Origin of the sequence: Picosynechococcus sp. PCC 7117 (assembly GCF_001693275.1) — a bacterium.
In the GTDB taxonomy this organism is placed as follows: domain Bacteria; phylum Cyanobacteriota; class Cyanobacteriia; order Cyanobacteriales; family MRBY01; genus MRBY01.
This window is the reverse complement of record NZ_CP016477.1, coordinates 2,505,392-2,518,314: the sequence shown is the minus strand read 5'-3', so window position 1 is coordinate 2,518,314 and position 12,923 is coordinate 2,505,392. Positions and strand designations below refer to the sequence as shown.

Here is a 12,923-nt window from a genome sequence, read left to right as displayed (position 1 = left end):
AAAAATCATAAAATTCATAACTCCCCTAAATTCCCATGGATATCGAACTCGAAAACCTAGAGGCCTCCGTTGAAAATTTGTTATCTGCGGCGAAGACCCACCTCGAAGAAAAAAAATTACAGCAGCAGCGGGACGAACAATACCAAGATATTGTGCGCCAACGGGAAGCAAAACTGCACCCCCTGCTCAAAAAAGTCGAAGAGATGATCAGCACCTACCGGGCGGAGGGATATCATCATGCCGACATAATCCAACAATTACAAGAAAAAGCCGATGATATTCGCCGTGAAATAGCAGAAATACCCGAAAAAGCCACAGAAATTGTCGATGCCCAGCTTGTTCTCCGGGAAGAAAGACTTTTAGAAGAAAAAGCGCGGGAAAAAGTCCAACGCTGGCAGTCGGATCTCCGGGACGATCTGCTCGATATGATCTTTGAACAACAAGACTTTTTTAGTGCCACCGATGCGGCGATCGCCATCAAAGGCTATGTGGATGACCTCAAGGAAATAGGTTCTCTCGAAGAAGTGGTTGACGCCCTGATTAACCAAATAAACGAACACAGCGAAGAAGGCCCCGTGGCGCGACTGCGGGGAACCCATGAACAAACCCTGAATTTTATCTATAACAAAGCCCTCGAAAACCGTTCCCGTACAGAACACCATCCCAATATTCAACCCAAATCCCGCCACCGCAAATCGGATAAACGCCCGGAACTGTATGCAGACTTAGTTGGAAAAGTCTTAGTTTTTGGCGGACATGATCGCCTCCAAACCGCCGTAAAGAATCGCCTGCGCAGTTCCCAGGTGGAATTGCAATGGTATAGCGAACAGGATGGTCTACAACTTTCTGCCCAGGGGGAAGCTCAGGTTACCAATGTTGACCTCATTCTCATTATCACGGGCTACGCTAGCCATTCCATGACAGAGCGGGCCATGGAAGCCTGTAAAAAAGCAGACAGAAAATATGAAATTATCAACACCACAGGCATGACCAGGGTGCTAGAAGCCATCGAAGCAGGACTCAAAACCCAACAATTGGCGCAACTCTGGAATAAGTAATCGCTTTATGGCAGTTCCCCCGAAGTTTCTGATTCAAACGGCACAATTTGTTTGGCATCGCCTGTGGCAAACCCTGATGTCTCAATTGGCCCCCAGCGACCCAACGGGCAATTTTCAGCGGGTCGAAAGTCAATTTCGCCATTGGGTCGGTTCAGAGCAGTTTCCGGCAGAGCCAAACCGTTATCGACTCTACATTGGCCTTACTTGTCCCTGGGCGCACCGGACAGCCATTACCCGCATCCTCAAGGGTCTAGAGGATGTGGTGGATCTGAGTGTGGCGATCGCCGATGTGTCAGTGGGGGGCTGGCGTCTGGAAAATGACCCCACGGGCTGCCGCAGCATGAAAGAGCTTTATCAATTGGGCCAGGCGGGTTACAGTGGCCGCTGTTCTGTGCCAGTGCTGTGGGATTGCCAAACGTACCAAATTGTCAATAACGAGAGCGCAGAGATTATTGTGATGCTCAATGATGCCTTTAATCGGTTTGCGAAATTCCCAGAGCGAGACTTATATCCAGAACCATTACGACCAGAAGGCGATCGCCTCAATGACCTCATCTATCACACTGTTAATAATGGCGTTTATAAATGTGGCTTTGCCCGCACCCAAGCCGCCTATGACCAAGCGGCAACGGCACTTTTTCAAACTTTGGATCAGTTAGACCAACGCCTAGGCGATCGCCGCTACCTTCTAGGCGACCAACTCACCCTCTGCGATATCCGCCTGTTTACCACCTTGATTCGCTTTGATCTCGTTTATCATGGTCTCTTTAAATGCGATCGCCGCCGCATCTGCGATTACAAAAATCTCTGGGGCTATCTACGAGATATCTATCAACTGCCAGGTGTTTCTGCTACCTGCCCCCTCAAAACAATCCAGCAAGAATATTACACCTCCCTCTTCCCTCTCAACCCCAGCGGCATTATTCCCCTCGGTATCGATATTCATCGCTTTCAATCTCCTCATGACCGCCACACTTTAGCCATCAATTCCGACGATTCCTAACTCTGATAAGATTTTGGAGATTCATTGTTAGGCAGTGTTCTATGGTCAATCTTGAGGACATCAGACCCGTCAAAACCCCCTTTAAACAGGAAGAATGGCGGCCTATCCTGATTGTTAGCGGCATCTTTTTTATCATCTGTATGGCTTTGGTGCTGCACCGTCATTTCACATTCTATTCCTCCTATGACCAAGGCATCTTCAATCAGGTTATGTGGAATGGAGCCCATGGCCGTTTTTTTCAAAGTAGCCTCTCTTCACAGTTATCTACCAATGTTGTTCATGCAGGGGAAGTCCCAGATGTCAGCTACCATCGCCTTGGGCAACACTTCACTCCTGCTCTACTTCTGTGGTTGCCGATTTATTTCTTTTTTCCCCATGCTGCAACCCTAGCCGTACTTCTAGTTACCATGCTATCGGCAGCGGGTCTTGTTCTGTACCTATTAGCACGACATTATCTAGATCCAGTTCCTGCCCGTTGGATTACCTATAGCTATTACGGTGCAAATGCTGTAATTGGCCCAACTTTATGTAATTTTCACGATAATTTCCAGTTGCCTCTTTTTATGTTTACGTTGCTTTTAGCCATGGAAAAACGTTGGTGGTGGCTCTTTGGAATTATGTGTCCTTTGATCGTCATGATCCGTGAAGATAGCGGTATTGTTCTCTTCGGGGTGGGCGCCTATATGATCCTTAGTCGTCGTTTTCCAAAAATCGGAGCGGCGGTCTGTTTGTTTAGTTTTGGGTATATTCTGCTGCTAACTAATTTAATTATGCCGATCTTTTCCGAGGATATTTCTAAGCGATTTATGCTCGAACGATTTGGGCAATATACAGACGCGGCAGAGGCTTCCACCTTTGATATTTTATTGGCAATGCTCTCCAATCCATTGTTACTTCTTAGGGAACTGGTTACTCCTTTTGATCGGACAATTAAATATCTCGCAGGACAATTTTTGCCATTTGCTTTTGTCCCGGCAGTGGCTCCGAGTGCTTGGGCGATCGCCGGATTTCCCTTGCTCAAACTTCTGTTAGGAAAAGGGATGTCTGTTCTCTCGATTAATATTCGCTATGCCCTTGCCGTTGTACCAGGTATTTGTTATGGGGTAATTCTATGGTGGTCTGGGGAAGGCTTTAATAATTTTTTCCGGAAAAACCAGCCCCGTCATCCCCGACAAATCAGCCCATTTTTTAAAAAATTCTGGATTACTTGTTTAACCTTATCTATCGCTTTTACCATCACAGCTAATCCTAACCGGACACTTTACTTTATGATTCCGGATTCCTTACAACCTTGGGTTTATGTGTCCCCGATTGAGCAATGGTCTCGCAGTGTTGATATTCAGGGCATGATTGGCCGTATTCCTCAGGATGCAAGCGTCTCCGCAACAACCTACATCATTCCTCATCTATCTAGTCGTCGAGAAATTATTCGTTTACCCGGCATCGAAATTGAAAACGATCAACAAAACATCGAAAAAGTTGATTTTATTGTGGCAGATCTATGGCGTCTAGTGCGTTATCAAGTCGCTTTCGATGAGGATTGGCAACGATTGAAAGATTATGTTGGGGTAATTGATCAAATTGTTGATCAAAATGAATATGGCATTGTTGATTTTAAAGAAGGCGTTATTTTGTTAGAAAAAGGAAAAAGTTCAACACCTGATTCAAAACAGCAGTGGAGAGCCTATCGACAAACTTTGATCCCGATTTTAAGTAAAAACGATAATTGAATATAAAAAAACTACCCCCTAATATCTTTATGGTATTGGGGGGGTCAACGAGATAATTTAGAGATTCATTTTTGGGTATTCTGTTTAATCGAGATCAGTATCATCGTCATCATCATCTTCAAAGCCGTCTTCATCCATCAGCTCAGATAAGTCTTGATCGTCTGCCATCTCATCGATCAAGTCGTCTTTTTTCTCGCGGTAAATAATGCGACCGTTTTCTTCTAGCCATTCTAATAATGATGTCTTTTGCTCGAGGGCAATCACGGAGGCAGGCGCGTATCGAGGTTCTTGGCGCAGGGAAGGATTTTTCATAGTCAAAACTAGGCGATCGCTACGGATATGTGAGCAGCTTTTTAGTATAGCTTATTCAGGATTCGGGCAGGACTTTAGATGGGGTTATTTTTTAAGCCAAAACCGTACAAGGACTCCCTGGCGTCGGCTCCAAAACCAGGGTATCGGGTTGTTTTTCATGGAGCATCTGCTTAAAGTCAGCGACCGTACCTTGGGGTTTGAGGAATTTCATCACCAGCCCTTCAAAGTTGACATCTCCACCAGCGGCGGTGGGCAAAATGACCTGGGGTTTTAGCCATTCACAAACCTGTAGGGCACTGGCTTGACCTTTGATCACGGGGCCGAGGAGGGGCAGGGTGAGGTTAATCAATGGCGTCACCACAACGTCAATCGGAGCGTACTGCTTCAACTCCGGGGAATGGTAGCCGTGGGGTTCGTAATAGAGCGTTTGGCCAGTGCTGAGATCCTTGAGCAGGTAGCCATTTTCCAAAGTGGTTGGCCCCACCGGAGACCCTTTCAGAGCCAAGATTTCTAAATTATCAATAGTATATTTCTGGTGATGCTCTAGGGTGTGGATGGTTTGATAACCCAGAGACTCCACGATCTTGGCCGCATTAGGGGAAGCGACAACGGGTAAGGCGTGATCCAACTGCTCTAGGGTAGGTATGTGGGCATGGTCTGGTAGCCCTTGGGATAGGAGTATTAAATCTATATTTTCGGGAATGGGACGATCCTGGGGGCGATCGCCTTTAAATAACCAAGGCGTATTCCCAAACATCAACGAACCCACTAGCCAAGGATCTAGCAAAATACGTTTTCCGGCCATCTCAATGAGCCAGCTATTACTGTCGAGGTATGTCAATTCCATGGGTCAGCCTAGAGTACTTATTTACAGATCTTAACAATTTCTGTCCTGGGGTTAACGGCGAGACTCCAATACGGCCTGGGGATAAGCAATACGCTTATGGTTGTACTGCTCCCATACTTTTACAAAAACATCCACAATGGACGGCAACTCATTTTTTGCAATGCCAGATTCAGCTAATTGACCATCTTGCCAACGGGCCCGAAATATACGATTGACCATAATTGCCGCCTGGTCTGGGGTCGCTTCTTTCAAGGAACGTAGGGCTGCTTCACAACTATCTGCCAGCATTACCACCCCTGTTTCCCTTGATTGGGGGATCGGGCCAGCATAACGGAATAACTGTTCATCCACACTGTCTGGGGGGTGGCCTTCTTTTTCGGCAAGGGCACGGGCCTGGTGATAAAAATATGAAATTTGCATCGTCCCTTGGTGTTCTGGGATGAAGTCACGGATTGCCTTGGGTAGCTTGTGTTTTTTGGCCATTTTTTCCCCTTCCGTTACGTGCTTGCGAATAATTTCGACGCTTTCATAGGGACTGAGTTGGTCATGTTTATTGGGGCCACCCTGCTGATTTTCAATAAAGCCTTCGGGGTCGTGGGTCTTGCCAATGTCATGGTAGAGGGTTCCGGCGCGGATTAATTCCACATCACAGCCTAATTGGCGACCAGCAGCTTCGGCGAGGGAGGCGACAAATAGCGTGTGTTGGAAGGTTCCAGGGGTTTCTTTAGCAAGCTTGGCGAGCAGAGGACGATTCGGGTTGGAAAGTTCAGCTAAGCGAATGGGGGTTAGCAGTTCAAAGAAGCGTTCTAGATAGGGGGATAGTCCGAGGGCAATAATAATCCAGACGGTGCCAGAGAAGCCAAAAATTAATGCTTCTGGCAAGAGGACATACCAGAGGGTCTCGGCACTGGCACTGGCAATGAGATTCCAGGCGAGGCTGACGACAGCTTGCATGGCCCCAATGGTGAAGCCAAGGCTGGCTTGTTCTTCGCGCGATCGCAGTTTACCGCTCTGTTGGGCGGCAATGATTCCGCCGACGGTGGCCGCAATGAGGTGATCCCATTTAATGTTTTCGTTGCTAATGCCCGTAATCCCGGATAAGAGGGCCACTTGGGTGATCGCAATGTGGGGATGGTAGAGGCTACCGGTGAGTAATCCGACGGCTGGTAAGTTGTTGTTGTAGGGAAATTTCGTTAGGCCCAGGAGGGGGGTACTCAGGCTAATGAGCAGCAGCAGCACCCAATCACGCCGCCGCAGGTTTTTCTTGGTTTTGGTAACGACAAGGATGGTTATGGCAACGCCACCGCTAACCAGGAGCGCATAACCGCCGAGACCCAACCAGTTAATTTGGCGATCGCTGAGGCCAAAGCCATCGAGTAGCACAAAATCTTCTTGGCTAATTTGCTCTCCCTTGGTGACAATTACCTCGCCCGAATCAATGCTTACAACGACGGGTTCTACGGCGAGGGCTGCCTGCTCGGAACGGCGTTTGGTTTCTTCGCGGTCTTCGATCAGGTTGGGGCGCAGGGTTTGGCTTAAAGTGTCGATGGCAAAGGCGCGCCCGGATCTATCGTTTTCGAGTTGTACCTGGATAGTTTCTTGGAGGAGGCTTGGGGAAATGCCTGGGGGAATCCCTTGGGTCAAAATGCGATCGCCAGCCTGGAGAATATCATTACGGACTTGCTCCCATTCTGCGTCAGACAGGCGGAGTAAAAAGGTTTGGTGGGTTTGAAACAGGTCGGTGTTAAAGGTGGTTTGGGCTTCGGCGATCGCCTGTTGATAGCCTTCCCGGGCCACCATGATCGTCGTGATCACCCTTTGCACTGCCGCAGGGCCAGCTCCCCCGGCATAGGCGTAGAGTTCCCGGGTTGGGGTCGCCAAATTTGCATCTGTGGGCAGCAGGGTATCAAGGGGCGGCAGGGGAGAAATTTCGAGTTGATCGGCGATCGCCAATACTGTTTCCCACTGGGCAGCACTGGCTTGGCGGAGTGTTGTTTGGCTCGGAATCGATAAAATTTGGGGATCGAGAAAGGGAAATTCGCCAGAAATGGTACGGACTCGGCTAATGTCATCGAGGAGGGTTTTAAGGTCTTGCTTGATAGTTGGCGTAACTTCTGGATCTCGCTTCAAACTGGGGATTGCGCCCTGGCGAATTTCCTGGCGTTTTGCCTCAGTGGTCTTGGTATCCTCAAATTCACCATCGCTGGGAGCCGTGATCGTCTTCGGGGCAATGGTATCCACCGCCAGTTGCGGCTGGTTATAAAAGCGATCGCCAATCACGCTAGTCAAGGATGTAACCGCCACCACTGCCAATACCGAAGCAGAAAGTTGACTAGGCGATTTCCGCCGGGTGGGAGATTGCCCTTGGCCCCGATGCTGTTTGGAATTAGACCAAAAATTCATATGCAAATTGAAAAAAGATGCGATTCATTCAGACGTCCACCCAGTGCAGAAAGATGCAATCGATCGCGGGATGCTAAACAAGGTGGCGTTGGGAAATAAGTTGAAGCTGGGGACGATATTGGAGAACGGACTGACTTGCAATAAGGGGTACCTGCTCCAACTGTAACTGATTTTCCGGGGGAAGTCCCGACCAGCGGCTCCAAAACCGTAAGACTTGGATTTCCATTGCCTCTAAATCATGATGTAGCCGTAAACATAGGGGTAAATGGCGATCGCCCCGGAGGACACCGATAAAAATGGCGACCCAAAGGCTGATAATACTCGATTCTGACCGGACTAGGGCGAAACTCTCTGACCAACGCCCGTGACCATAGGCGATCGCCCCATAGATTAGCAAAAGTTGTCGCGTTGCCTGATCAAGCTGTTTTTCGGCTCGAATCGTCCGACTGAATCTTGTCCAGGTCTGTTGGGGAGTCCAGGGGGATGGTAGTAGTGTGCCGACCGGGGAATATTGCGCGATGTGGATGCGGAATGTCCCAGGGGTGAGTTTTTCTCGGAAACAAGCACTCAAGGCCCCGGCCAAATCCAACACCATAGGGTACTGCGCCGGGGGCAGGTCAAATTTTCCCAGGCGATCGCCTAAATCCTGGGGATCTTCATGGCAAAACACCAACAGTGGCAACAACAACAACGCATTTTCTAAAGGCTCTTCGGTGAACGGGGGCCGCCAACTGCCCGGTGTGCCGGTTTCGCTGTATTGGTTCATCAGGGCCTGCATTGAAAGGAGCAGGGGCGAGGTGTCATGGCCCTCAAATTGGCTGGCGATCGCCAACATCATGCCCAATAATCGGTGATAAAGACTCACAATCATTCCTGAACCTCCCCCTCGGAAGCCTGCCACGCTTCCCACAGATCTGGCCGCCGGGCCTGGGTGCGTTGGATTTGCTGGGCCAAACGCCATTCCGCAATTTTTTGGTGATTACCAGACCGCAAGACCGCCGGTACTTCCCACTCCCGAAACTTAGCGGGGCGCGTATATTGCGGATAGTCCAACAGCGGCACCTGGAAACTATCGGCTTTCAGGGATGCTTCTTTGCCCACCGTGCCCGGCAGTAAGCGAATCACGCCGTTGAGCAACGTTAACGCCGGAATTTCGCCACAGGTCAAGACAAAATCGCCCAAGGAAATTTCCCGGGTTACCAAATGCTCCCGCACCCGCTCATCAACCCCTTCATAATGGCCGCAGATTAGAACCAACTGGTCATAGGTGGTTAATTCCGCCAAAAGTTGTTGGTCGAGCCGTTGTCCCTGGGGCGTCATCAAGATCACTTCCCGCTTAGGTTGCACGGGTAAAGACTCGACTGCGGCGAAGAGAGGTTCTGGTTTTAATAACATCCCCGCACCGCCCCCATAGGGTTCATCATCAACGCTCCGGTGTTTATCGGTCGTGAAATCCCTGGGGTTAGTGAAGTTAACGGTGGCAATGCCTTTCCCTAAAGCTTTTCCCAGGAGGCCGGACTGGAGCGGCGAGGTAAAAAAATCCGGAAAAAGGGTCACAAGATCGAAATGTAAAGCCATAGAAAAAGGGGGAGTGAAAGTGATGGTTTTTTGACCTAAAAAAGAATAATCAGCTAATTTGAGAATGACAAGGACTATGCAATAATTGTGGGGATTTTTCTGGATTTCTCTGGTTCTTTTGGTAAGGGTTCAGACCGCAGGAATCTGGTCAATGGCTCGGCCCCCATGGTGGCTTCACCAAGTGCAAACGGATCTGGAATTTCGCCTCTCACCTGTCCTCAAGATTAAACTAATGCCGTCAGAAACTTCTCTTGCTCAGCAAACTTCTTTTAAGAGTTCCATCCTTGTCATTGGGGGAGCGGAAGATAAGGTTCATGGTAAGGAAATTCTCGCTTCGTTTTTCCGACGGTCTGGGGGCACTGGGGCGGCGATCGCCATTATTCCATCGGCATCCCGCGAACCGTTACTGATTGGCGATCGCTACCAACGGATCTTTGAGGATATGGGCGTCGCAAAGGTTAAGGTCTTGGACGTGCGCGATCGCATCCATGCTGAAGATCGCTATTACCAAGAATTTGTTGAAGATTGTACTGGCGTTTTTATGACGGGCGGCGACCAGCTTCGCCTTTGTGGTCTACTTGCAGATACGCCATTAATGGAACGCATCCGTCAACGGATTCACAGCGGTGAAATCACCCTCGCTGGCACCAGTGCCGGGGCCGCGGTGATGGGCCACCATATGATCGCTGGGGGCAGTAGCGGCGAATCTCCCAACCGGGGTCTGGTGGATTTGGCCATGGGCCTGGGGATGATTCCAGAAATTATCGTTGATCAGCATTTTCATAACCGCAATCGCATGGTGCGTCTCCTGAGTACGATCGCCGTGCATCCAGACCGCCTGGGGATCGGCATTGACGAAGATACGGCGGCGGTCTTTGAACAGGAAGGGTACTTAGAAGTCCTGGGCCGGGGGACAGTCACCATTGTTGATGCCCAGGATTTGACCCACACAAATCAGTCCCGTGTCGATACATCGGAACCGCTGAGTCTCCATAATTTGCATCTGCATATTCTCTGCCATGGCGATCGCTACGACCTCAAAAACCATCGGCCAATGTCCGGAAACCTTTAAATGATGGTCACTAACCGACAAATAATCCACGAACAAATTGTCCTAGAATAATTAGCAATTCTAGGGCGATCGCCAAATGTCATACTCCAGTTCACCATTTCCCCTTGACAGGCCACTGCTGCGGATAGCATTGGTCTAACGCCGCTTATCGTCCACCCAGCGGCATTTGCGCCCAGCCCCACCAGACTTTCAACCACGCCAACCTATGAGAATCCTCAAGACCCTAACCCTCAGAGGCCCCAATTATTGGAGTATTCGACGCAAAAAGTTGATCGTCATGCGTCTCGATCTCGAAGAAATTGCGGAAATCCCCTCCAACGAAATTAGCGGATTCTACGAAGCCCTCAGCGAAACCCTCCCGAGTCTCGTCGAACACCACTGCTCCCCCGGTTGCCGGGGTGGTTTTTTAAGCCGTGTCCGGGAAGGAACCCTCATGGGTCACATCGTGGAACATGTCGCCCTCGAACTCCAAGAATTAGCGGGTATGCCCGTTGGGTTTGGTCGCACCCGGGCCACTGGTGATCATGGTGTCTACAATGTCGTTTTTGAATATATCTACGAACAAGCCGGACGTTATGCTGGACGGGCCGCCGTACGCCTCTGTCAATCCATCCTTGATACTGGGCGCTATTCTCCCAAAGAACTAGAGCAGGATCTCGCCGATCTAACAGATCTCTGTGCCAGCTCAGCCCTCGGCCCCAGTACCGAAACCATCGTCAAAGAGGCCGAATCCCGTGGGATTCCCTGGTCATTGCTCAGTGCCCGTTCCATGATTCAACTGGGCTATGGCCTACATCAGCGACGACTGCAAGCCACCCTCAGCGACCAATCTGGCATTTTAGCCGTTGAATTAGCCTGTGACAAAGAAGGCACCAAAAATATCTTGGCCGATGCGGGTGTCCCCGTGCCCCGTGGTACCGTGATTCGCTATTTAGATGACCTTGAGGATGCCATTGAAGATGTCGGTGGCTATCCCATTGTGATTAAACCCCTCGATGGCAACCATGGCCGTGGCATTACCATTGATATCAAAACCTGGGCCGACGCAGAACACGCCTATGATCTCGCCGGCGAAGCCTCAAAAACCCGCTCCGTCATCGTAGAACGTTACTACAAAGGCAGTGACCACCGGGTATTGGTTATTAACGGTAAGCTCGTTGCTGTCTCCGAACGGGTACCAGCCCATGTGGTCGGGGATGGTCACTCAACCATTGAAACCCTCATCGAAGAAACAAACCGCGATCCAAATCGGGGCGACGGCCATGATAATGTCCTCACCCGCATCGTCATCGACCAAACAGCCCTAAAAGTGCTCGATCGCCAAGGCTTATCCCTGGACACCGTACTCCAGGACGGAGAAATTGCCTATTTGCGAGCCACGGCGAACCTCAGTACCGGGGGGATTGCCGTTGATCGTACCGATGATATCCACCCCTACAATGTGTGGCTCTTTGAGCGGGTGGCCAAAATTATTGGCTTGGATATTGCCGGGATTGATGTGGTTACTGAAGACATTACTCAGCCTCTCCCCGATACCGATGGGGTGATTGTGGAGGTCAATGCGGCTCCTGGTTTTCGGATGCACGTGGCGCCAAGCCGTGGTTTACCCCGAAATGTGGCGGCCCCAGCACTGGATATGCTCTATCCTGATGGTGCCCCCAGCCGGATTCCCATCATTGCCCTGACGGGAACCAATGGCAAAACTACCACTACCCGTTTAACGGCCCATATCTATCGCCAAACAGGAAAAATCGTGGGCTATACCAGCACAGATGGGGTTTACATCGGTGACTATCTCGCCCAAAAGGGTGATAATACTGGCCCCCAAAGTGCGGCGATGATTCTCCAAGACCCAACGGTGGAAGTGGCCGTCCTGGAATCAGCCCGGGGCGGTATTTTACGGGCTGGTTTAGCCTTTGATCGCTGTGATGTAGGAGTCGTCCTTAATGTCGCAGCAGATCACCTAGGTCTAGGGGATATCAATACCATTGAACAAATGGCCCAGGTCAAGGGCGTGATTGCTGAAACAGTTAGTCCCGATGGCTATGCGGTTCTGAATGCGGATGATCCCCTCGTTGCCGCCATGGCCGAAAAGGTGCGAGGTAAGGTCACTTATTTTTCGATGCAGCCGGATAATCCCTTGGTTTTAGAGCACATACGACGGGGTGGACTGGCGGCGGTTTATGACAATGGTTATCTGACGTTGTTAGAAGGAGAATGGAAGCTACAAGTGGAGCATGTGAAGCACGCGCCAGTGACAATGGGGGGCATGGCTCCGTTTATGATCGCCAATGCCCTCGCTGCTTGTTTGGCCGCCTTTGCCCAGGGCGTTGATATTGAACATATTCGCCAGGGGTTACGCACCTTTAAGCCTTCGGCAGCCCAGACCCCAGGGCGGATGAATCTTTTTGATTTGGGAACACACCATGCGCTGGTGGACTATGCCCATAATCCGGCGGGCTATGAGGCCGTGGGTGCCTTTGTGAAAAACTGGCCCGGCGAACGAATCGGGGTGGTGGGTGGCCCTGGCGATCGCCGCGATGAGGATTTAATTTTGTTGGGGCGCATTGCCGCTGCGGTTTTTGACCGAATTATCGTTAAAGAAGACGATGACAAACGGGGCCGCCACGCAGGGGAAGTGGCAGATTTAATCCGCCAGGGGATTCAAGAAGAAAATCCCAATTGCCAATACGAAACCATTCTTGATGAACAACGGGCCTTGAATGTTGCCCTCGATGAAGCGCCCCAGGAGGCTTTGGTGGTGATTTTCCCCGAAAGTGTGACCAGGGCGATCGCCATGATTGAGCAGCGCCTACCTAGCCAAACTAACCCTGGTCTGAATGGGACGGCGACTGTCTCTTCCGAAGCTCCGGTGAATTCTCCCTCCATCGCTAGTTAAGGGGTCGTTTGTCCGTAATTC

Annotated in this window: 10 protein-coding genes; 5 read left to right on the top strand and 5 right to left on the bottom strand. The window is 50.3% G+C overall.

Going from position 1 to position 12,923, the window contains the following annotated elements; genetic code table 11:
- Positions 1-35 precede the first annotated feature (35 nt).
- Genes AWQ22_RS12135 through AWQ22_RS12125 form a run of 3 tightly spaced genes read left to right on the top strand, consistent with a single transcriptional unit; the run spans position 36 to position 3,791 of the window.
- A complete protein-coding gene (locus AWQ22_RS12135) occupies positions 36-1,058 on the top strand; it encodes a DUF2325 domain-containing protein (protein WP_012308010.1) in 1,023 nt (340 codons plus the stop codon).
- Between the two features lie 7 nt (positions 1,059-1,065).
- Positions 1,066-2,061 (top strand): glutathione S-transferase family protein, encoded by a 996-nt coding sequence (locus tag AWQ22_RS12130; RefSeq protein WP_065711250.1) that lies wholly within the window; start codon positions 1,066-1,068, stop codon positions 2,059-2,061.
- 41 nt (positions 2,062-2,102) lie between these two features.
- Positions 2,103-3,791 (top strand): DUF2079 domain-containing protein, encoded by a 1,689-nt coding sequence (locus AWQ22_RS12125; protein ID WP_065711249.1) that lies wholly within the window; start codon positions 2,103-2,105, stop codon positions 3,789-3,791.
- Positions 3,792-3,875: 84 nt separating this feature from the next.
- Here AWQ22_RS12125 and AWQ22_RS12120 read toward each other — a convergent pair whose 3' ends face one another.
- From AWQ22_RS12120 to trmD, 5 genes are all read right to left on the bottom strand, one after another.
- The gene (locus AWQ22_RS12120; RefSeq protein ID WP_065711248.1) at positions 3,876-4,103 is read right to left on the bottom strand and encodes a DUF3134 domain-containing protein; all 228 of its coding nucleotides are present in this window, start codon (positions 4,101-4,103) and stop codon (positions 3,876-3,878) included.
- A 91-nt stretch (positions 4,104-4,194) separates the two neighbouring features.
- Complete coding sequence (locus AWQ22_RS12115) at positions 4,195-4,950, bottom strand: MBL fold metallo-hydrolase (RefSeq protein WP_065711247.1); 756 nt, start codon at positions 4,948-4,950, stop codon at positions 4,195-4,197.
- 51 nt (positions 4,951-5,001) lie between these two features.
- Positions 5,002-7,353, bottom strand: a complete 2,352-nt coding sequence (locus AWQ22_RS12110; RefSeq protein WP_065711246.1) for an HD family phosphohydrolase — start codon at positions 7,351-7,353, stop codon at positions 5,002-5,004.
- 73 nt (positions 7,354-7,426) lie between these two features.
- Positions 7,427-8,218, bottom strand: a complete 792-nt coding sequence (locus AWQ22_RS12105; protein ID WP_232321367.1) for a hypothetical protein — start codon at positions 8,216-8,218, stop codon at positions 7,427-7,429.
- Between the two features lie 2 nt (positions 8,219-8,220).
- Positions 8,221-8,931, bottom strand: coding sequence for a tRNA (guanosine(37)-N1)-methyltransferase TrmD (trmD, locus tag AWQ22_RS12100; protein ID WP_030006894.1), 711 nt, complete (start codon positions 8,929-8,931; stop codon positions 8,221-8,223).
- Between the two features lie 232 nt (positions 8,932-9,163).
- On the opposite strand from trmD, the gene AWQ22_RS12095 reads away from it, so the two are divergent.
- Together AWQ22_RS12095 and cphA are read left to right on the top strand one after the other, a co-directional pair.
- On the top strand, positions 9,164-10,003 hold the full coding sequence (locus tag AWQ22_RS12095) for a cyanophycinase (protein ID WP_012308002.1): 840 nt from the start codon (positions 9,164-9,166) through the stop codon (positions 10,001-10,003).
- A gap of 205 nt (positions 10,004-10,208) precedes the next feature.
- Positions 10,209-12,902: a cyanophycin synthetase gene (cphA, locus tag AWQ22_RS12090; protein ID WP_065711244.1), complete on the top strand. Its 2,694-nt coding sequence runs from the start codon at positions 10,209-10,211 to the stop codon at positions 12,900-12,902.
- Positions 12,903-12,923: the final 21 nt, after the last annotated feature.

Excerpts from the sequence above, each read along its gene's own strand:
- AWQ22_RS12115 (WP_065711247.1), bottom strand. The coding sequence starts at position 4,950 with ATGGAATTGACATACCTCGACAGTAATAGCTGGCTCATTGAGATGGCC.
- AWQ22_RS12135 (WP_012308010.1), top strand. The coding sequence starts at position 36 with ATGGATATCGAACTCGAAAACCTAGAGGCCTCCGTTGAAAATTTGTTA.
- AWQ22_RS12095 (WP_012308002.1), top strand. The coding sequence starts at position 9,164 with ATGCCGTCAGAAACTTCTCTTGCTCAGCAAACTTCTTTTAAGAGTTCC.
- AWQ22_RS12130 (WP_065711250.1), top strand. The coding sequence starts at position 1,066 with ATGGCAGTTCCCCCGAAGTTTCTGATTCAAACGGCACAATTTGTTTGG.
- trmD (WP_030006894.1), bottom strand. The coding sequence starts at position 8,931 with ATGGCTTTACATTTCGATCTTGTGACCCTTTTTCCGGATTTTTTTACC.
- AWQ22_RS12110 (WP_065711246.1), bottom strand. The coding sequence starts at position 7,353 with ATGAATTTTTGGTCTAATTCCAAACAGCATCGGGGCCAAGGGCAATCT.
- cphA (WP_065711244.1), top strand. The coding sequence starts at position 10,209 with ATGAGAATCCTCAAGACCCTAACCCTCAGAGGCCCCAATTATTGGAGT.
- AWQ22_RS12125 (WP_065711249.1), top strand. The coding sequence starts at position 2,103 with ATGGTCAATCTTGAGGACATCAGACCCGTCAAAACCCCCTTTAAACAG.
- AWQ22_RS12120 (WP_065711248.1), bottom strand. The coding sequence starts at position 4,103 with ATGAAAAATCCTTCCCTGCGCCAAGAACCTCGATACGCGCCTGCCTCC.